20 protein-coding genes are annotated in these 19,671 nt (G+C 35.2%); 16 read left to right on the forward strand and 4 right to left on the reverse strand.

Annotated features, from left to right (window positions below; translation table 11 throughout):
* On the forward strand, positions 1-332 hold a 332-nt coding region (locus tag ACODST_RS06715; protein ID WP_488931350.1), incomplete at its 5' end, for a transposase.
* 168 nt (positions 333-500) lie between these two features.
* On the opposite strand, the gene ACODST_RS06720 is transcribed toward ACODST_RS06715, so the two are convergent.
* Positions 501-914 carry a helix-turn-helix domain-containing protein gene (locus ACODST_RS06720; protein ID WP_488931351.1) on the reverse strand — a complete coding sequence of 138 codons (414 nt, stop codon included), beginning with the start codon at positions 912-914 and terminating at the stop codon, positions 501-503.
* A 403-nt stretch (positions 915-1,317) separates the two neighbouring features.
* On the opposite strand from ACODST_RS06720, the gene ACODST_RS06725 reads away from it, so the two are divergent.
* From ACODST_RS06725 to uvrB, 11 genes are all read left to right on the forward strand, one after another.
* Complete coding sequence (locus tag ACODST_RS06725; protein WP_488931352.1) at positions 1,318-3,537, forward strand: NADP-dependent isocitrate dehydrogenase; 2,220 nt, start codon at positions 1,318-1,320, stop codon at positions 3,535-3,537.
* Between the two features lie 150 nt (positions 3,538-3,687).
* A complete protein-coding gene (locus tag ACODST_RS06730) occupies positions 3,688-6,069 on the forward strand; it encodes a TonB-dependent receptor (RefSeq protein WP_488931353.1) in 2,382 nt (793 codons plus the stop codon).
* 23 nt (positions 6,070-6,092) lie between these two features.
* Positions 6,093-6,914 carry a DUF4249 domain-containing protein gene (locus tag ACODST_RS06735; RefSeq protein WP_488931354.1) on the forward strand — a complete coding sequence of 274 codons (822 nt, stop codon included), beginning with the start codon at positions 6,093-6,095 and terminating at the stop codon, positions 6,912-6,914.
* Between the two features lie 2 nt (positions 6,915-6,916).
* A complete protein-coding gene (locus ACODST_RS06740) occupies positions 6,917-7,426 on the forward strand; it encodes a GyrI-like domain-containing protein (RefSeq protein ID WP_488931355.1) in 510 nt (169 codons plus the stop codon).
* An 18-nt stretch (positions 7,427-7,444) separates the two neighbouring features.
* Entirely contained in the window at positions 7,445-7,888 is a 444-nt protein-coding gene (locus ACODST_RS06745; protein WP_488931356.1) for a DinB family protein, read from the forward strand.
* A gap of 85 nt (positions 7,889-7,973) precedes the next feature.
* On the forward strand, positions 7,974-8,429 hold the full coding sequence (locus tag ACODST_RS06750; protein ID WP_488931357.1) for a RidA family protein: 456 nt from the start codon (positions 7,974-7,976) through the stop codon (positions 8,427-8,429).
* Between the two features lie 67 nt (positions 8,430-8,496).
* Positions 8,497-9,159 (forward strand): thiamine diphosphokinase, encoded by a 663-nt coding sequence (locus tag ACODST_RS06755; RefSeq protein WP_488931358.1) that lies wholly within the window; start codon positions 8,497-8,499, stop codon positions 9,157-9,159.
* Between the two features lie 202 nt (positions 9,160-9,361).
* Positions 9,362-10,312: a 23S rRNA (adenine(1618)-N(6))-methyltransferase RlmF gene (gene rlmF / locus ACODST_RS06760; RefSeq protein WP_488931359.1), complete on the forward strand. Its 951-nt coding sequence runs from the start codon at positions 9,362-9,364 to the stop codon at positions 10,310-10,312.
* 80 nt (positions 10,313-10,392) lie between these two features.
* Entirely contained in the window at positions 10,393-10,629 is a 237-nt protein-coding gene (locus ACODST_RS06765) for a uroporphyrinogen decarboxylase (protein ID WP_091496092.1), read from the forward strand.
* Between the two features lie 85 nt (positions 10,630-10,714).
* Positions 10,715-11,653 (forward strand): alpha/beta fold hydrolase, encoded by a 939-nt coding sequence (locus ACODST_RS06770; protein ID WP_488931360.1) that lies wholly within the window; start codon positions 10,715-10,717, stop codon positions 11,651-11,653.
* A gap of 155 nt (positions 11,654-11,808) precedes the next feature.
* On the forward strand, positions 11,809-13,800 hold the full coding sequence (uvrB, locus tag ACODST_RS06775; RefSeq protein ID WP_488931361.1) for an excinuclease ABC subunit UvrB: 1,992 nt from the start codon (positions 11,809-11,811) through the stop codon (positions 13,798-13,800).
* Here the strand turns inward: uvrB and ACODST_RS06780 are convergent.
* Positions 13,797-14,198 (reverse strand): TerB family tellurite resistance protein, encoded by a 402-nt coding sequence (locus tag ACODST_RS06780; RefSeq protein WP_488931362.1) that lies wholly within the window; start codon positions 14,196-14,198, stop codon positions 13,797-13,799. The two genes, uvrB and ACODST_RS06780, sit on opposite strands and share 4 nt — an antisense overlap.
* Positions 14,199-14,255: 57 nt before the next feature.
* On the opposite strand from ACODST_RS06780, the gene ACODST_RS06785 reads away from it, so the two are divergent.
* The 4 genes from ACODST_RS06785 to ACODST_RS06800 all read left to right on the forward strand — a co-directional run bounded on the left by ACODST_RS06785 (position 14,256) and on the right by ACODST_RS06800 (position 17,770).
* Complete coding sequence (locus tag ACODST_RS06785; RefSeq protein ID WP_488931363.1) at positions 14,256-15,056, forward strand: alpha/beta hydrolase; 801 nt, start codon at positions 14,256-14,258, stop codon at positions 15,054-15,056.
* Between the two features lie 25 nt (positions 15,057-15,081).
* Positions 15,082-16,092 carry a dipeptide epimerase gene (locus ACODST_RS06790; RefSeq protein ID WP_488931364.1) on the forward strand — a complete coding sequence of 337 codons (1,011 nt, stop codon included), beginning with the start codon at positions 15,082-15,084 and terminating at the stop codon, positions 16,090-16,092.
* 1 nt (position 16,093) lies between these two features.
* Positions 16,094-17,116 carry an aminotransferase class I/II-fold pyridoxal phosphate-dependent enzyme gene (locus tag ACODST_RS06795; protein ID WP_488931365.1) on the forward strand — a complete coding sequence of 341 codons (1,023 nt, stop codon included), beginning with the start codon at positions 16,094-16,096 and terminating at the stop codon, positions 17,114-17,116.
* Positions 17,117-17,302: 186 nt separating this feature from the next.
* Entirely contained in the window at positions 17,303-17,770 is a 468-nt protein-coding gene (locus ACODST_RS06800; RefSeq protein ID WP_488931366.1) for a DUF1456 family protein, read from the forward strand.
* Between the two features lie 95 nt (positions 17,771-17,865).
* On the opposite strand, the gene ACODST_RS06805 is transcribed toward ACODST_RS06800, so the two are convergent.
* Positions 17,866-18,573 (reverse strand): LytR/AlgR family response regulator transcription factor, encoded by a 708-nt coding sequence (locus ACODST_RS06805; protein WP_488931367.1) that lies wholly within the window; start codon positions 18,571-18,573, stop codon positions 17,866-17,868.
* A 3-nt stretch (positions 18,574-18,576) separates the two neighbouring features.
* Positions 18,577-19,323 carry a sensor histidine kinase gene (locus ACODST_RS06810; protein ID WP_488931368.1) on the reverse strand — a complete coding sequence of 249 codons (747 nt, stop codon included), beginning with the start codon at positions 19,321-19,323 and terminating at the stop codon, positions 18,577-18,579.
* Between the last annotated feature and the right edge of the window lie 348 nt (positions 19,324-19,671).

Below are 19,671 nucleotides of genomic sequence, written 5' to 3' on the forward strand. Positions count from 1 at the left end.
AACAATCGGGAACATCAGTAAAAGGAAAACCTAAAATATCAAAAAAGGGAAATAGAAACTTGAGAAAGGCAATGCATCTACCAGCATTAACAGCCGTAAAATGGGATGAAAACTTCAGAGACATTTACGCCAGATTAATATCTAAACATGGAATTAAAATGAAAGCATTGGTATGTATTCAAAGAAAATTACTGGAACTAATCTATATTTTATTTAAGAATGAAACTATTTATGATAAAAACTATACAATAAAAAATAGCGTGAAAACACAAATGGTTTTGCACGCTATAGAGACTAGTTCAATGACTGTCTTGAAAGACAAAAATAATTAAAATTTCAATTTTAACTTGTAAATCAACACAGAATCTCCGAAGCATATTTTTTTTAGATTGAATACTTTTAAGATAGCCCGGTTCGCCTTTTCCGGCGGGACACACCCAAAATAAAAAAAACCGACACTCCTAAAGCATCGGTTTATATTTTAATGAAAAATTGGTTTTCTATTTTTTTAATAGTTTTTCCAAATATTCGATTTTATCTTTTTCAGCTTGCAGTAAACGCTCGTAAAGCTTTTCTTTTTCATGAAAAGTTTCAATTAATTTATCTAATGGATTGAAATTATATATTGGATTTGCAGCATTTTGACCATTATTTATACTGTTGTCGTGAAAACTATTAAAATAATTAATCATATTTTCTTCTGAAAAATTTTTAATTGCTTCAACAGTCACACCAAGTGCTTTTGCAACTGCCTCAAGTCTTTCGTCATCTATCGTTTCACTATTTTCAATAGCCGAAATAGTTTGTTGACTAATACCTAAAGCCTGTGCCAAAGCCTCCTGTTTCATATCACGAAGTTCACGAATACGGCTGATTTTTCGCCCTATATGATTTGGTTTTGTAAGTGTGCTCATAATTCAAAGATAAGGATTAAGCCTAATATTAAACAACAAGTAAAAAACATATTAAACAATGTATCGCACATTTGTGATATGTTTATTGCCGGCTGGTCAAAAATACAACTTTTCATACAAAAACAAGCAGGCCTAAAATAAATTTCTACACCTGTAGTATTTTCTATTTCCGAAATGTTCTTATTTTATTTGTGATTCATCAAAACCGTAATTTTTTAATATCAAAATCATCGATTTAGCAATATATCGGATATGAAATAACAATCTGTTAATTTCGCCTTTTCTCACGAAAACTCAACCGATTTCGTTGTGATTTTATTATATTTGCTCCGCTCATTTTGAGCCGAATATATCTTTGACATCGTTAAACTCCTGACGATACGATTATAAAAAAAAAAAGAAAATGACAAAATCAAAAATTTTTTACACCTTAACTGATGAGGCGCCGTTATTGGCAACTTACTCTTTGTTACCAATTGTTCAAGCATTTACAGCTACAGCTGGAATTGAAATCGAAACCAGAGATATTTCGCTGGCAGGAAGAATTCTATCAAATTTCCCGGAATCTTTGACTGATGCTCAAAAAACTGGAGATGCATTGGCAGAATTAGGTCAATTAGCAACTCAGCCAGAAGCTAACATTATCAAATTACCAAACATTTCAGCATCTGTACCGCAATTAAAAGCGGCTATTGCTGAATTACAATCACACGGATACAACGTACCAAATTTCCCGGAAGATCCTCAAAACGATGCTGAAAAGGAAATTAAAGCAAAATATGCAAAAGTTTTAGGTTCTGCTGTAAACCCGGTTTTACGTGAAGGAAACTCTGACCGTAGAGCTCCAAGAGCAGTTAAAAACTTTGCAAAAGCAAATCCGCACTCAATGGGTGCCTGGTCTGCTGACTCAAAAACCAAAGTGGCTTCTATGTCAGGTGGCGATTTTTACGGAAGCGAAAAATCAGTAACTGTAAATGAAGCAAACGATGTAAAAATCGAATTCGTTGCTAAAGACGGAACTGCAACTGTTCTTAAAGCAAGTACTCCATTAAAAGCAGGCGAAATCATTGATAGTTCTGTTTTAAGCGTAAGCAAATTAAAAGCTTTCGCTGCTGATGTAATCGCTGAAGCTAAAGCGGCAGGAGTTTTACTTTCTGTGCACTTAAAAGCAACTATGATGAAAGTTTCTGATCCAATTATCTTTGGCGCTATCGTTGAAGTATATTTTGCAGACGTTTTCAAAAAATACGCTTCTTTATTCGCTGAATTAAACGTTGATACAAGAAACGGTTTAGGTGATATCTACGCTAAAATTGCCGGAAGACCTGAGCAGGCAGAAGTTGAAGCTGCTATTGACGCAGCAATCGCTAACGGACCAGCTTTAGCAATGGTGAATTCGGATAAAGGAATTACAAACTTACACGTACCTTCAGACGTAATTGTTGATGCTTCTATGCCGGCAATGATCCGTACTTCTGGTCAGATGTGGAATAAAGAAGGAAAAGCACAAGATACATTTGCAGTTATTCCGGACCGTTCTTATGCCGGAGTTTATACAGCAACTATCGATTTCTGTAAAAAACACGGTGCTTTTGATCCAAAAACAATGGGAAGTGTTCCTAACGTTGGATTAATGGCTCAAAAAGCAGAAGAATACGGATCTCATGACAAAACTTTCCAGATGAAAGCAGACGGAGTTGTACGTGTTGTTGATGCAAACGGAACTGTTTTAATGGAACAAAACGTTGAAGCTAATGACATTTTCAGAATGTGTCAGGCAAAAGACGCTCCTATTCAGGACTGGGTAAAACTGGCTGTAAACAGAGCCCGTTTATCTGATACTCCTGCTGTTTTCTGGTTAGACGAAAACAGAGCTCACGATAGAGAATTGATCGTAAAAGTTCAAAAATACCTTAAAGATTACGATACTGCAAACCTAGATATCCGTATTTTAAACCCGGTTGCTGCTACTGAATTTACTTTAGACAGAATCATCAAAGGTTTAGATACTATCTCTGTAACAGGAAACGTTTTACGTGACTATTTAACCGATTTATTCCCAATTTTAGAATTAGGAACTTCTGCAAAAATGTTATCTATCGTTCCTTTAATGAATGGTGGTGGATTGTTTGAAACGGGTGCCGGAGGTTCTGCTCCAAAACACGTTGAGCAATTTACAGAAGAAGGCTATTTACGTTGGGATTCATTAGGAGAATTTTTAGCTCTTGGTGCTTCATTAGAGCATTTAGGACAAACTTTAGATAACTCTAAAGCTATTGTTTTATCTGAAACTTTAGATCAGGCAAACGATAAGTTCTTAGCAAACGATAAATCTCCGGCTCGTAAAGTAGGACAGATTGATAACCGTGGTTCTCACTTCTACTTAGCATTCTACTGGGCTCAGGCTTTGGCTGCTCAGGATAAAGATGCTGAATTGAAAGCGATCTTTACTCCAATTGCTGCTGAATTTGAAGCTAACGAAGCTAAAATTGATGCTGAATTAATTGGTGCACAGGGGAAAGCTCAAAACATTGGCGGATACTACCAGCCAGCACCTGAGTTAGTAAGTAAAGCAATGCGCCCTAGTGAAACATTCAATGCTATTATTGCTAAAATTAAATAATTGAAACGGACAGCCGTCCGTCTCTGCAATAAATACCAAAAGGACAGTCCCAAAAAGGCTGTCCTTTTTTCATTCTTAACTTATGTTTAACAAAAGTTCACGGATAATATTTAGCAAGAATTAGTATCTATGTATATCAAAACCAGTACGATGATTACAAAAAGAATCAGTCTTGTTCTCCTTATTATCTTTACGACTTTTACTTCTTTTGCACAGGAAAAATTTACTCTAAGCGGTACTATCCGGGATTCTAAAAATAACGAGACCTTAATTGGTGTCAACATTTATATTCCCGCCTTAAAAAAAGGAACTACTACCAACGAATATGGTTTTTATTCTATAACACTGCCTCGTGGTGAACACCTGATCGAAATTAGTTATGTGGGGTATCAGACTCTTGAACAGAACATCATTTTACATCAGAATACAAAAAATAATTTCTCTATCAGCGAAAGCGGAGAACAACTTCAGGAAGTAGTCATTACCGAAAAAAAAGGCCGAATAAACATCAAATCGCCTGAAATGAGCGTCAACAAGCTCTCCATTTCAACCATCAAAAAAATGCCCGTTGTTTTAGGCGAGGTCGACGTTTTGAAATCGATACTTCTGCTGCCCGGAGTTACCAATTCCGGCGAAGGAGCTTCTGGTTTTAATGTCCGCGGCGGCGGTGCTGATCAAAATTTAATCCTGCTGGACGAAGCTACTATTTTTAACTCATCGCATGTTTTTGGTTTCTTCTCCGTCTTTAATCCGGATGCCGTCAAAGACCTGAAATTGTATAAGGGCGGAATTCCGGCACGATTTGGGGGCCGCGCTTCTTCTGTATTGGATATTTACCAAAAAGACGGCAGCAGTAAAGATTTTCATATGAACGGCGGAATTGGTCTGGTCTCCAGCCGCCTCCTGCTCGAAGGCCCGATTGTAAAAGACAAAGGGTCATTTTTAATTGGAGGAAGAGGTTCTTACGCCCACTTGTTTCTAAAACTTTCAGAAGAAAACAAAGACAATTCAGCCTATTTCTATGATCTTAATACCAAATTAAGTTATAAATTAAACGATAATAACAGTTTATACCTGTCCGGTTATTTTGGAAGAGATGTTTTCAGGCTCAACAAAAACTTTACCAATATTTACGGAAACTCTACCTTAAACCTGCGCTGGAATCATTTGTACTCTGCTCAGTTATTTTCTAATTTGTCTTTAATTTACAGCGACTATTATTATGGGCTCGATTTAGATTATGTAGGTTTCAGATGGGATTCCGGGATCAAAAACTACAATATCAAATATGATTTCAAACATTATCTTTCGGATAAATTCAAATTGAATTACGGGGTTAACGGAATCTACTACGACTTTAATCCCGGAACAATCAGACCCAGCTCTGCCGGTTCGGGAATTAATTCTGACCAGCTGGATAAAAAATATGCTTTTGAACCCTCGTTATATCTGGATGCCGAAAACCAGGTTTCGAAAAGAATTACGCTCTCTTACGGATTACGTTACAGTCTGTTTTATCGTTTAGGTTCTTCTACTATCAACTATTACGACGACAACAGTCCGGTTATTTTTGATCCCGATATGCAGATTTATGAAAAAGGATCGCCAAGTTTCACTAAATATTTCGGAAAAAACAAGGTCATTCAGCACTATGATAATTTTGAACCGCGTCTTTCTGTTTCTTATCAGTTAAATGAAAATCAGGCGCTAAAAGCGAGTTACAATCGTATGGTACAGTACCTGCAGTTAATTTCAAACACCTCATCGCCTACTCCACTGGATGTCTGGATGCCGAGCGACACTTACATCAAACCTCAGATTGCCGATCAGGCCGCATTAGGATATTTTCGAAATAGTGAAGACGGAGTTTATTCGCTTGAAATAGAAAGTTTCTATAAAAAAATCCAAAACCGCCTGGATTACATAGACGGTGCCGATTTAATTGCCAACAATGCCATTGAGCAGGTTATTTTAAATGGAAAAATGCGGGCTTATGGTCTTGAAATTATGTTTAAGAAAAATGAAGGCAGATTTAACGGCTGGGTTTCTTATACCCTTTCGAAATCGGAACAGCAGACACCGGGAAGAACTCCGGAAGAAACCGGAATCAACAATGGTCAATGGTACAGTTCGGCTTACGATAAAACCCATAATCTGGCCATTACATCGGCTTACAACCTGAACGAAAAATGGTCTTTTGGCGCTAATTTCATATTACAGTCCGGACAGCCTGTTACTTATCCCAACGGTCAGTATGAATATTTAGGCATTACGATTCCCAGTTATGGATTACGAAACGAAAACCGTCTTCCGGCCTATCACCATCTGGATGTTTCAGCAACACTGACACCCCGGAAAAACAAAGACCGAAACTGGAAAGCCGAATGGGTTTTCAGTATATACAATCTTTACAACCGCAGCAATGCCGCTTCTATTAATTTTAAACAGAATACAGATACCGGAGTTAATGAAGCCGTACGTATCTCTATTTTTGGCATCGTACCCGCTGTGAGTTATAATTTTAAATTTTAAAAAATCACTTTTGAAAATATACCATGAAAAAAGCTATCATATTTATCGTATTATGCACCTCTCTTTTCTTTACAGGCTGTGAAGAAGTGGTAGACGTTGATCTGGACACGGCACCGCCAAAACTGGTAATTGAAGCCGCTATAGCCTGGGAAAAAGGCTCTACAGGCAAACAGCAAGTCGTAAAACTGACGACCACCACGGGTTATTTTGAAGAAAAAATCCCAACCGTTTCCGGTGCTGTTGTATTCATAAAAAACAGCCAGAACCAGCGGTTTAACTTTGCAGAAGTTCAAAAAACCGGACGATATATCTGCAATACTTTTATCCCTAAAATTGATGAAACTTATACACTGACCGTCATCAGCGGCGGAAATACCTATACCGCAGCAGAAAGTTTAAAAGCTGTTGCTCCTATTACCCGAATTGAACAAAATAATCAGGGAGGATTCACCGGGGAAGATATTGAGATAAGAACCTATTACAATGATCCGCCCGATGAAGACAATTTTTATCTGTACAAATATGTATATTCTAATAAGATTACTTCTAATTTTTATGTAGATGAAGATAAGTTCTTTCAGGGAAACGAATTTTACAGCGTTTCAGACGATGAAGACCTGAAACCCGGAGACGAGATTGAAATTACACATTTTGGAATTTCAAAACAATATTATAACTATATGAGTATTCTGGTTAGTATTGCCGGAAGCAATGTTGGAGGTCCGTTTCAGTCTCCCCCTGCAACCGTGAAAGGAAATATTATCAATACTACCGACAAAACTAACTATCCGCTGGGATATTTTTCACTTAGCGAAAAAGAAACCAAAAAATTCAAAATTCAGTAAGCATGCAGGTTCAAATAGAAATGCTGTCCGAAAAAAAACTGATTGGAAACTATATCAATATGTCTTTTATGGACAATAAAACTTTTCAGTTATGGAGCGGTTTCATGCCCAGACGAAAAGAAGTTAAAAATACAATCAACAGCAATCTATATTCTGTTGAAGTCTTTTCTGACGGTCATTTTGATAATTTCGAACCGGCAAAAAGCTTTCAAAAATGGGCAGCTGTTGAAGTAAACAGCTTCGATCAGATTCCTTCAGACATGGAACCCTTAATTGTTCCTGAAGGCCTGTATGCTGTTTTTACGCATTACGGCCCTGCTTCAGAAGGACATAAAACTTATCATTCTATTTTTACAGAATGGCTTCCCAACTCTCAATACGTTATAGACGACCGTCCGCATTTTGCTGTTATGGATCATAAATACAAACAGGATGATCCCGATTCTGAAGAAAAAATCTGGATTCCGATAAAAAGCAGGGATTCATTTTCAGCTGTGAATTATTCTTCCTAATTTACAACTAAAAAAAACATGTTAATCGAAAGCTTAAAAACACTTTTCAATCGGGATTTAAATAAATTAAAAACTGAAATAAGTTCCTATACAACCGAAGATCTCATTTGGACCATTGATAAAAACATTTCCAACTCAGCCGGAAATCTCTGTCTGCATTTAATAGGAAACCTGAATACCTATATCGGAGCTGAAATGGGCAAAACGGGATACATCCGAAATCGTCCACTGGAATTTTCATTAAAAGATATTCCAAAATCAGAATTAATCCAGAAGATAGAGGACACAATCTTAGTAATCAATACCAGTTTAGATTCATTGACTGAAGCTGATTTGGAAGCTGTTTATCCTCAGATTGTGTTTGAAAAAGAAATGACTACCGGGTTCTTTCTGGTGCATCTTTCAACACATTTAGCGTATCATTTAGGTCAGATCAATTACCACAGAAGACTGCTGGATTAACCAAAAAACTGTAATCTCAACATATGTAAATGTTTTAAAAATTAGAATTGCGAAATCTTTGTTTCCTAATTTTAATTTTTAAAACATGAAACATTTTATAGCCTGTTTAGCCTGTATTTGTGCATTTCAGACCCAGGCACAAACTTTCAAAAATCCTGATTCTCTATTTAATCCCGCACCTTATGGTTTTAGTCATGCCTCTTCTGTAAAAACATCAGGAGAACTGATTTATATTTCAGGCCAAAGCGGTGGATTGGGAAAAGAGCATATTTTAAGTCCTGACTTTAGAGAACAAGTCCAGACGGCTTTAAAAAATCTGACGATCATTTTAAACAGTTATCAGCTGAAACCTGAAAATGTTATGAAAATTACCGTTCTGATAGTGGATCATTCTGCAGAAAAGCTAAAAATATGGGAAGAAGAAATGAGTAAAACCTGGCAGAACAAACCATTTCCTGCCAGTACACTGATTCCGGTTCCCAAATTAGCACTTGACAAAATGCTGATAGAAGTAGATGCTGTCGCCTTTAAAGCCAATTAAATAAACCAATGCCCTGTCAGAGCCCATAACTTTCGTACATTTGCGGCATATTTTAAATCAACTCTAAATGTCATCACATCATATAGTAAGGGACGATCAGGAACCCGCTTTAATAATTGCCAACGGAGCAGCCTGTAACCCTGAATTATTAGGACAATTACTCGAATGGTCTCCGCTTGTTATTGTGTTAGATTCGGCTATAGAAAGAGTAGCTGAACTGGGAATAAAAGTAGATGTCCTTTTAGGGGATTTTGACCGTGGTTTTGATCCTGAAATCTATAAAACCTCCCAATATCCAATCGAAATCGTCCATACTCCGGATCAGGACAAAACCGATCTTGAGAAAGCGTTTGATTATTTGGTTAAAAGAAATATTCCGGCCGTAAATGTAATCTGGGCAACCGGAAAACGTGCCGATCACACCATTACCAATCTTACGAATATCGTACGCTACCGCAATCTGCTTAAAATTGTGATTCTGGACGATCATTCCAAAATATTCTTACTGCCCGAAAAATTTGAAAAATGGTATACCGCAAAAACTCCCGTTTCATTAATTCCGATAGGCGTTGTTAACGGAATTTATTCGACTAATTTAAAGTATGAACTAAATAACGATACGCTTACTATGGGTTACAGAACCGGAAGCAGTAATTCTGTTTTAGAAGACGGCCTGGTTACCATTTCACATCATAATGGTGATTTGCTTTTGATGGAATGTTTTGATTAAAAAGAGTCCCAGCGGGACCAAATATTTATAGATCAAAAGATTTTATTCTAATTAAAAGCTCCAGCGGAGCGACACATAACGTTTTATGTCGCTCCGCTGGAGCTTTTGTTTAAATCATAAAATTAATTAGCTATAAATATTAAACTCTTCCAGAGCATTCTTAGAAAATGGAATACCTATCTTTGCATCGAAATCAATAAAAATGAAAGCAGAAAACAATTTACAAAAAGACAATTTACACCCGCGAAATCTTCATCGTTCACGTTATGATTTCGAAAAACTGATTTCAAATTGTCCGGAAATAAAAGCTTTTGTTTCCATAAACAAAAACGGAATTGAAACCGTTGATTTCAGCAATCCACTTGTCGTAAAAACTTTGAATAAAGCTTTGCTGCAAACGTATTACGGAATTGAAAATTGGGATATCCCTAAGAATTATCTTTGCCCGCCAATTCCCGGACGTGCCGATTATATTCATTATATAGCCGATTTATTAGCAGAAAGTAACCATAATCAAATTCCTGAAACTTCTTATGTTTTAGGTTTAGATATCGGAACAGGTTCTAATTTAATCTATCCGATATTAGGAAATGCAGTTTACAACTGGACTTTTGTTGCAACGGATATTGATAAAAAAGCCATCGAAAACTGCAGTGAAATTATCGAAGCTAATCCGGATTTAATTGATTCTATTAGTTTACAGCAGCAGACAGAACCCCGATTTATTTTCAAAAATATTATTACGCCCGAAGACCGTTTTGCTTTCACGATGTGTAATCCTCCTTTTCATGCTTCAGCCGAGGAAGCGAATAAAAGTGCTTCAAGAAAAGTTTCTAATCTTAATCCGAAAGAGAAAAGAAACACCAAACCTGTTTTAAACTTTGGCGGTCAAAATGCAGAATTATGGTGCAACGGCGGTGAAATTGGTTTTATAACTCAGATGATTTACGAAAGTGCCAAATACACTTCGCAGGTTCTATGGTTTACAACTTTGGTTTCTAAAAAAGAAAACCTCACATCAATTTATAAAATTTTGAAAAAAGTAAATGCTGTTTCGGTAAAAACGATTGAAATGTCGCAGGGACAGAAAACTAGTCGTATTGTGGCCTGGAGTTATTTTGAAAATCCTAAAAGCCAAAAGCAATTCTTTTAAAAGACTGATTTCCAAAACAAAACCTTGATTTTATAATTAGCATTTGCTACATTTATTGTAAACTATTTAAAATCAATATTATGGCAGAATACATTGGTTATCTCGCATCTGTTTTTATTGTTGGAGGATTTCTATTAAAAAATCTTAGAACAATCCGGTTTATTAATATGTTTGGCTGTATCTGTTTTGTCATCTATGGCATATTCTTAAACGATTACAGAGATTTCAATCAGTGGCTTTGGCCAGTAATTATTCCGAATGCTATTTTAGCTTTTGTACAGATTTATTATCTGACTTCTAAAAAGGAACAATCTTAAAATTATGATATTTTAAAATAAAATTCTGATACGCTTTCCGCTTACGATAATCGTAACTTTAAGTTTAAAATTGAATTTTATTACCATGTTAAAACACTATTCTCGTTTAGCAATCGTGCTATTTTTAATCACAAGTTGTGCTTCTAAAAAAGTAAAATTTGAAGATTATGTTTTTAAAACCAAAAAAGAAGAACAAAAATATCAGGCTGCCTACGATAAGGCTTTAAAGCTTTGGAACATTCCTTACAGTGAAGAAGATGTGAAAACCAGTTTTGGAACAGCCCACATAGTCATTGCCGGTCCAAAAAACGGAAAAGATCTGGTTTTACTCCACGGAATGGATGCCAGTTCTACGATGTGGTATCCAAACATTAAAACGCTAACCAAAAATCATCGGGTTTATGCCATCGATTTTATAATGGAACCCAATAAATCCAATTTAACGGCTAAACCTCTTTCTTCTAAAGACATTCTTGTTTTCTACAATGAAGTTTTTGATCATTATAAATTAAAGAAATTTGATATAGTAGCGGCTTCAAGAGGCGGTTGGATTGCTGCTTTATTAGCGACTCAAAAGCCAAATTCAATTGATAAAATAGTTTTATTAAGTCCCGCACAAACCTTCAAATTTATTGATAAAGTTGGCAAAACCTCTTCAGCATTAATGCTGAAACTTTTTCCGAGCGAGAAAAAATTTGGTAAAACATTAAAAACCTTTTCTACTCATCCGGAAAACATCAGTGTCATCTATAAAAGGCAGTTTTATTTAGCTAATAAATATGCCAAATCAAATTCCAGCATGCTTAAAATGATGCCTTTTTCAGAAAAAGAATTAGAATCGATTCAAAATCCGGTTTTAGTTTTAATTGGAGATAAAGATGTGATTAATTCTGAAGAAAGTTTAGAAAGAGCCAATAAATATCTTTCCAACTGCAAGACAAAAATCATAAAAGATGCAGGGCATTTTTTAACCATCGATCAGCCAAAAATTATAAATGATGCGGTCATTAATTTTTTAGAATAAGAGTTTTTTTGCCACGAATTACACTAATTTCCACTAATATTTAATTTCGGAGTCAAATATAAATTCGTGTTAATTCGTGCAATTCGCGGCAAACTTTTTAAAGCCTTTATTTACAATCTTCGTATCTTTACCAACCTAATTTTCATCAGTAACAAATGAATTTCCACGTAGCTTCAGAATACAGTCCAAAAGGAGATCAGCCGCAAGCCATACAAAAATTGGCGCAAGGTGTAGTCGAAGGAGAAAAATATCAAACTTTATTAGGAGTTACAGGTTCCGGAAAAACTTTTACCGTTGCCAATGTGATACAGGAAGTACAGCGACCGACTTTGGTTTTAGCACATAATAAAACTTTAGCTGCGCAATTGTACTCCGAATTCAAGCAATTCTTCCCGAATAATGCGGTGGAGTATTTCGTCTCTTACTACGATTACTATCAGCCGGAAGCTTTTATGCCTGTTACAGGAGTTTTCATTGAAAAAGATTTATCTATCAATGAAGAATTGGAAAAAATGCGTTTGAGCACCACTTCTTCCCTGCTTTCAGGCCGTCGTGATGTTTTGGTTGTGGCATCAGTTTCTTGTTTGTATGGTATTGGAAATCCCGTTGAATTTCAGAAAAATGTTATCGAAATTACCCGGGATCAGGTTATTTCAAGAACTAAATTACTGCACAGTCTGGTGCAAAGTTTATATGCCAGAACCGAAGCCGATTTTAATCCGGGAACTTTCCGTATTAAAGGGGATACGGTTGAAGTGTATCCAAGTTATGCTGATGATGCCTACCGTATTCACTTTTTTGGAGATGAAATCGAAGAAATAGAATCTTTTGATGCCCAGACCTCACAGGTAATTGAAAAATTCAAAAGACTAACGATATACCCGGCCAATATGTTTGTGACTTCTCCGGAAGTTTTACAGGGCGCTATATGGGAAATCCAGCAGGATCTGGTCAAACAGGTGGATTATTTTAAAGAAGTAGGAAAACATCTGGAAGCCAAACGTCTGGAAGAAAGAACCAATTTTGACTTAGAAATGATCCGGGAATTGGGTTATTGTTCAGGAATCGAGAATTACTCGCGTTACCTTGATGGACGTGAAGCCGGAACAAGACCTTTCTGTCTTTTGGATTATTTCCCAAGTGATTATTTAATGGTTATTGACGAAAGTCACGTAACCGTTTCGCAAGTTCATGCCATGTACGGCGGTGACCGAAGCCGTAAAGAAAACTTAGTTGAATACGGATTTAGATTACCGGCTGCCATGGATAACCGACCTTTAAAATTTGAAGAGTTTGAAGCCTTGCAGAATCAGGTTATTTATGTTTCAGCAACTCCTGCCGATTATGAATTACAAAAAACAGATGGTGTTTATGTAGAACAGATTATTCGTCCAACTGGTTTACTAGATCCAATAATTGAAGTTCGTCCAAGCTTAAATCAAATTGATGATTTGATTGAAGAAATTCAGGTTCGATGTGAATTAGACGAAAGAGTTTTGGTGACCACTTTGACCAAAAGAATGGCAGAAGAATTAGCTAAATATCTGACCAAAGTAAGCATTCGATGCCGTTACATCCATTCTGAAGTGGATACTTTAGAACGTATTGAAATTATGCAGGATTTACGAAAAGGGCTTTTTGATGTTTTAATTGGAGTAAACTTGCTTCGTGAAGGTCTGGATTTACCTGAAGTTTCTCTTGTTGCCATTTTAGATGCTGATAAAGAAGGTTTCTTGAGAAATCATCGTTCGTTAACACAAACTATCGGACGTGCCGCGAGAAACTTAAATGGTAAAGCAATCATGTATGCCGATAAAATTACGGCAAGTATGCAACGTACCATTGATGAAACGGAATACAGAAGAACCAAACAGATTAACTTCAACGTCCAGAATAATATTACGCCACAGGCTTTAAATAAAAAAATCGACAGTGCCTTTACGAAAAACCCGTTAGTGGAATACGAATTAGGTCATCCAATTCCTGTTGCTGCTGAACCGGAAACAGCTTATTTATCCAAAGCTGAATTGGAAAAAATGATTCGCGAAAAACGTAAAACAATGGAAAAAGCAGCTAAAGAATTAGATTTCTTACAAGCAGCCAAACTTCGTGACGAAATTAAAAAACTACAGGAACAGCTGGCTTAATTGTGCTGTTCCTGAAAAATTTCCAGTAAAACTATTGGATTGATTACCGTATTGGGTGCTTTTTTCATCATTTCTAAAACACGTTTTACTGCAGAAAGATTCAACCCCATCTGTATAGCAATCTGCTGAATAGCCTGAAACTCTTTTTCATGCAAAACACCATCGCAATGCATCAGCAGAGCCAGTCTGTAAAACTGATTGATACGCTGCATTTCAGAAGGAATTGGCAGCGCTTTTGTTTCCTGATGAAATAAGTCCTGAAATTCTTCCTTACTTATATTCAATTCAATAGCTACCAGTCGTAAAAATTCCAACTCTCTTTTGTGCAAATGTCCGTCTACAGTGGCGAGGGTAATCATTTCTAAAAGTAAACTTCTTTTTTCTGCTTCTGTATTCATCAATTTATTATTTTTAGCTAAAATATTGCTTTTAAATAAAAATACAAAACACGGATAATGAAGAGGATTTTTTTGGCAGTTTTACTTCTGTTTACTTTTATTGGCAAAGCACAAAGCACCGCTTCTAAAAATGTATCGACTTTTACCATTGAGGCACCTCAGCTGAATACTTCAAAAAAAATATGGATTTATCTTCCTGAAAATTATTCTAAAGATATTAAGAAAAAATACAGCGTTATTTACATGCATGACGCCCAAAATCTGTTTGATGCTAAAACTTCTTTTTCCGGCGAGTGGAATGTTGACGAAAAATTAGACAGCTTGAAAGCCCCAGTAATTGTTGTCGGAATCGAACATGGAAATGAAAAACGTATTGACGAATTAACACCTTTTAAAAACGAAAAATACGGCGGTGGAAATGCCGATAATTATTTAGAATTTATCGTAAAAATAGTAAAACCCTATATTGATAAAAACTACAGAACCAAAACAAAAGCAAAAAACACTATTCTTTTTGGAAGTTCTCTTGGCGGATTAGTTTCTTATTACGGAGCACTAAAATATCCCGAAGTTTTTGGAAAAGCGGGTGTTTTTTCCCCTTCTTTTTGGTTTTCTTCCGACATTTATACTTTCACCGAAAAACAATCCAAAATCAAAACTAAAATCTATTTTCTTTGCGGTGATAAAGAAAGTGACGATATGGTAAACGACTTGAACAAAATGAAACGTTTACTGGATACCAAACGCTGTTATTGTCTTCATCTGGATAAAACAAAAATTGTAAAAGGCGGAGAACATAATGAGAAACTTTGGAGAGATCATTTTACAGAAGCCCTATTGTGGCTGGGTGATAAATAGAAAAAAATAAAAACATCGCATACCAATGAAACTTATTTTAAGAGAATATAATCTCAAACTAAAGCACACTTTTACTATTTCGAGAGAATCTATTGATTTTCAGCCGTCCTTAATCGTCGAATTGCAAAGCGAAGGTTTTCCAGGTTTTGGAGAAGCTACTTCAAATCCGTATTACAACATTACGGTTCCGATGATGATGCAGGATTTAGAAAAAATAAGAAGCATTATTGAAAATACAGAAGATGAAACTCCAGAAGTATTTTGGGCAAAAATTCATCCGTATTTAAAAGAAGATATGTTTGCTCTATGTGCTTTGGATCTTGCTTACAATGATTTGTATGCCCGCAAAAAAGGCAAGAAATTATACGAATTATGGAACTATACGACTGAAAGAAATCCGATGACAGATTACACCATCGGAATTGCTTCTATCGATAAAATGGTTTCAAAAATGCAGGAACTTCCTTGGCCGATTTATAAAATCAAACTGGGAACTAAAGAAGATATCGAAATTGTAAAAGCACTTCGAAAACATACCAATGCGATTTTTAGAATTGATGCCAACTGTGGCTGGGGTGTTGAAGAAACCATCAACAATGCCGTTGAATTAAAAAAACTGGGCGTAGAATTCCTAGAACAGCCTATGAAAGCAGATAATTGGGAAGGTCATAAAGAGGTTTTCAAACATTCTGTTCTTCCTGTCATTGCAGACGAAAGCTGTATTATTGAAGAAGATGTAGCGAAATGCCATAATCATTTTCATGGTGTAAATGTTAAACTGGTAAAATGCGGCGGTTTAACTCCAGGAAAACGTATGATTGAAGAAGCTAAAAAATTAGGATTAAGAACGATGGTAGGATGCATGACCGAATCAACTGTTGGTATTTCTGCCATCGCTCATTTACTTCCTCAGCTGGATTATGTAGATATGGATGGCGCTCTCCTTTTGGCTGAAGATATTGCAACAGGAGTAACTATAAAAGACGGTGTTGTAAGTTATTCTGATTTAAACGGAACAGGAGTTACACTTTTATAAAATGATAGTTGATAAATTTCCTGACCGAATTATTGAAATTGATCAAAAACAATATTTGTATTTTGGCGGAACTGCGTATTTGGGACTTCCAACAAATACAGCATTTCAAAATTTAGTCGTTCAGAATATTTTGAATTGGGGAACTACTTATGGAAGCTCCAGAACAGCTAATATTCAGTTAAAAGCTTACGATGAAGGCGAAAGGTTTTTGGCTTCCCATATCGGCTCAGAAAAAGCGGTAACCGTTTCTTCGGGAATGCTGGCCGGAAAACTGGTTATTGATTTAATGAAAAAGCAGACAGATTGTTTTTTTCATTTGAACGACACACACAATGCTATTCAAACCGAAAACAGTTTTCCTGTATTCTTAAATGGAAACTTAAATAATCGTTTATTAGATTCAAAAACAGAAAAAATAACGATTTTAACTGACGGTGTACCTTCTTTTGAAACAAAACCTGCTAACTTATCCTTTTTAGACAATATTTCAAAAAGCAAAGAAATCACATTGGTTATTGATGAATCTCATTCTCTAGGAATTTCAGGTAAAAATGGATCCGGAATTTATTCATCAATTTCATTTCCTGCAAAAAGAAAAATCATGGTTTCTTCGTTAGGAAAAGCCTTTGGATTAACTGGCGGCGTTATTGCTGGCGATTCGAAATTCATAAATCAGATAAAAGAACTGGAAACTTTCACCAGTGCCGCAGGAATGAATCCTGCTTTTGTACAAACTCTTTCTGATGCTGCAGCAATTTATAAAGTACAACATCAAAAACTGCTGGACAATCTAAATTACATCGATTCGATTTTAAACAAAAACAGCATTGTCAAATTTGACAAAACTTATCCGCTGATTTATTTATTATCCAATGAATTAGTAGAAAAACTACAACAGGAAAACATTATTATCGCCAGTTTTAGATACAAAAAAGAAGCTGAACCATTAAATCGAATTGTAATCACAGCGAATCATTTAAAAGAAGATTTGGATAAATTAGTCGGCGTTTTAAATAAAAATTAGCCACGAATTCACAAATTATTTTTGATAATCTTTGAGAATAATAATTCGTGAATTCGTGGCAAAAAAAATAAATCGGCCAATTGCTTTTAAAATGTACCTTTGCAAAGAATAAATATCAAGTTTTAGTTTTAAGTAAAGATTGGAAAAACATGAAACTTGAAACAAAAAAACCTGAAACAAAAAATTATGACAAATAACGATATACTTAAAAAACTTCGCGTGGCTTTGATGCTCCGTGATGACCAAATAGTTGAAATTTTAGAATTAGTAGATTTTAGAATTTCAAAATCAGAATTGGGTGCTTTTTTCAGAGCTGAAGATCATCCTAACTATATGGAATGCGGTGACCAAGTTTTGAGAAACTTTCTAAATGGATTGGTAATTCATTTAAGAGGAACGAAAGAAAACCCTAAAAACCCAAATGAAGTTTTAGCCAAACATAAAGCTGAAATTCCGAAAAGAGAGACTTCTAAAGAAAGACCAGAATTTAAAGCAACTCCAAAAGATTCCGAAAAATACAGAGGTGATAAAAGTCCGTCAAAATCTGGTTCAGCTGCTGGAAAACCTAAAAAGAAGTCCTTCCCGAAAGGAAATGGAAAACCGGTTGTGGTAGAAAAAGTGGTTTTTAAAAACGGCAATAAGAAAAAATCGTAATTAGGGATTTAACCGCAAAGTTTTTTAGCCACGAATTCACAAATTATTTTTGATAATCTTTGAAAATAAAATTCGTGAATTCGTGGCTATTTATTTTAAATCTTATTCTCCTCTATTTTATCAAAAAAGGCATCTTTAAACGTTGCTCCTATCGGCAGTTCTTTTCCATTTATAAAAACAGAAAAATTATCGGTTGATTCAATGTGTTTCAAAGAAACAACATACGATTTATGAGTCTGAATAAACTCATTTTCCGGAAGAGATTCAATTACGTTTTTCAAGGAAGAATGCGTAATAATCTGCTGTTTTTCGGTATGGATACAAACATAATTCTGAAGACTTTCTACATACAGAATATCACTTAAAAAGATTTTTTGGAATTTGTTTTTTCCATCGGTTTTAACGAACAGAAAATCAGGCAGATTACTTTGATTGGAAACTACTGTTTTGGACTCCGAATTCAATTTTGAAACAGCCTGATAAAAACGTTCAAACGAAATGGGTTTCAATAAATAATCGACTGCATTCAGTTCAAAACCTTCTAAAGCAAAGTCCGGATAAGCAGTTGTAAAAATCACTTTTATATTTTTTGAAATAATTCTGGAAAGCTGCAAACCTGTCAATTGAGGCATCTGAATATCCAGAAAAATAACATCGGCTGTTTGCGTATTCAGAAATTCCAATGCTTTTAAAGAATCATTAAATACTCCGGCTTTTTCAAGGAAATTTACTTTTCCGATATAATTTTCCAGTATTCTGGTTGCAGGCGGTTCGTCATCTACAATAATGCATTTAAAAGCCATAGATTAGTTTTTTAGTGGTATTTTCAAGTAGGTTTTAAAGGTATTATTTTCTTCTGTTTTTTCAAGAATAAATTGGTCTTTATACATGTATTCGAGTCTTTTCGTCAGGTTCTCAAAGCCGATTCCGGTAGACGAATAATTTTCTCCGTTGACATTATAATTAAAAGTAGAAATCTCTAAAAAACCTTTTTTTATTTGAATGGAAATCAAGGCTTTCTCTTCTTTATCATTCAGTTTTCCATGCTTAAAAACATTCTCCACAAAATGAATTAATGCAGACGAAAGAATCTTTTCATTTGAATATTCTCCTTCAACGGAAAAATCAAGATACAACTGATCTTCAAAACGTTTTTTCTGCAAATGAATATAGTTTTGAATAAACTGAATTTCCTTTGAAAGAACTGCTTCATCTTTATCTGTTTCAGTAATAACATATCGAAGCAAATCGGAAAGCACTAAAATATCATCGGCCATTTCATCTTCTTTTACAACCAACTGACTATAAAAAGAATTCAGCGTATTAAACAAAAAATGCGGACTCACTTGTGCTTTCAACATTTGGAATTCGGCTTTTTTGTTTTCCAAAAGCAATTCCTGATTTTGATGTTGCGTAGCATGAAACTGCCAAAACAAAAAAGTCAATGCGCTTAAAAGTACAGCTGGCAATCCAAAGAAAAAATTGTCTTTTATGTAATAACCTATTTCTCTGGCTTCTTCATAGTAGTTGTGCTGACCGGTAATAGTGAACATAACAACTTCTTGCAAAAAATAACGAACAGCTGCAAAAAGCAATAACGAAACTGGAATTGTCAGAATATAAAAAAGTAATTTCTTCTTGTTCAGAAACCATGCACAGAAGTAGTAAAAGTTGAGAATGTAAATACAAAATATTGCCAACAAATGAGTTGGCGTAATTCCATAACATATTGCTTTAATTACAACTTCTAATTTTTGATCATTAAGTCCAATATCCCAGAAAATGTATGTTAGAAATAACAACAAGAAGAAGACAACGTGATAGTAAAAGGGTATTCTTGATTTCATAGTTTCTGATAATTAATTCAAAAATACAACTAAGCCTTAAATAGAAAATTAGAT

Source organism: Flavobacterium sp. FG19 (genome assembly GCF_057809475.1).

What these genes read in the sequence shown, in the direction of transcription:
- ACODST_RS06720 (WP_488931351.1), bottom strand. Translation starts at nt 914, where the DNA reads ATGAGCACACTTACAAAACCAAATCATATAGGGCGAAAAATCAGCCGT.
- ACODST_RS06725 (WP_488931352.1), top strand. Translation starts at nt 1,318, where the DNA reads ATGACAAAATCAAAAATTTTTTACACCTTAACTGATGAGGCGCCGTTA.
- ACODST_RS06730 (WP_488931353.1), top strand. Translation starts at nt 3,688, where the DNA reads ATGATTACAAAAAGAATCAGTCTTGTTCTCCTTATTATCTTTACGACT.
- ACODST_RS06735 (WP_488931354.1), top strand. Translation starts at nt 6,093, where the DNA reads ATGAAAAAAGCTATCATATTTATCGTATTATGCACCTCTCTTTTCTTT.
- ACODST_RS06740 (WP_488931355.1), top strand. Translation starts at nt 6,917, where the DNA reads ATGCAGGTTCAAATAGAAATGCTGTCCGAAAAAAAACTGATTGGAAAC.
- ACODST_RS06745 (WP_488931356.1), top strand. Translation starts at nt 7,445, where the DNA reads ATGTTAATCGAAAGCTTAAAAACACTTTTCAATCGGGATTTAAATAAA.
- ACODST_RS06750 (WP_488931357.1), top strand. Translation starts at nt 7,974, where the DNA reads ATGAAACATTTTATAGCCTGTTTAGCCTGTATTTGTGCATTTCAGACC.
- ACODST_RS06755 (WP_488931358.1), top strand. Translation starts at nt 8,497, where the DNA reads ATGTCATCACATCATATAGTAAGGGACGATCAGGAACCCGCTTTAATA.
- rlmF (WP_488931359.1), top strand. Translation starts at nt 9,362, where the DNA reads ATGAAAGCAGAAAACAATTTACAAAAAGACAATTTACACCCGCGAAAT.
- ACODST_RS06765 (WP_091496092.1), top strand. Translation starts at nt 10,393, where the DNA reads ATGGCAGAATACATTGGTTATCTCGCATCTGTTTTTATTGTTGGAGGA.
- ACODST_RS06770 (WP_488931360.1), top strand. Translation starts at nt 10,715, where the DNA reads ATGTTAAAACACTATTCTCGTTTAGCAATCGTGCTATTTTTAATCACA.
- uvrB (WP_488931361.1), top strand. Translation starts at nt 11,809, where the DNA reads ATGAATTTCCACGTAGCTTCAGAATACAGTCCAAAAGGAGATCAGCCG.
- ACODST_RS06780 (WP_488931362.1), bottom strand. Translation starts at nt 14,198, where the DNA reads ATGAATACAGAAGCAGAAAAAAGAAGTTTACTTTTAGAAATGATTACC.
- ACODST_RS06785 (WP_488931363.1), top strand. Translation starts at nt 14,256, where the DNA reads ATGAAGAGGATTTTTTTGGCAGTTTTACTTCTGTTTACTTTTATTGGC.
- ACODST_RS06790 (WP_488931364.1), top strand. Translation starts at nt 15,082, where the DNA reads ATGAAACTTATTTTAAGAGAATATAATCTCAAACTAAAGCACACTTTT.
- ACODST_RS06795 (WP_488931365.1), top strand. Translation starts at nt 16,094, where the DNA reads ATGATAGTTGATAAATTTCCTGACCGAATTATTGAAATTGATCAAAAA.
- ACODST_RS06800 (WP_488931366.1), top strand. Translation starts at nt 17,303, where the DNA reads ATGACAAATAACGATATACTTAAAAAACTTCGCGTGGCTTTGATGCTC.
- ACODST_RS06805 (WP_488931367.1), bottom strand. Translation starts at nt 18,573, where the DNA reads ATGGCTTTTAAATGCATTATTGTAGATGACGAACCGCCTGCAACCAGA.
- ACODST_RS06810 (WP_488931368.1), bottom strand. Translation starts at nt 19,323, where the DNA reads ATGTTCACTATTACCGGTCAGCACAACTACTATGAAGAAGCCAGAGAA.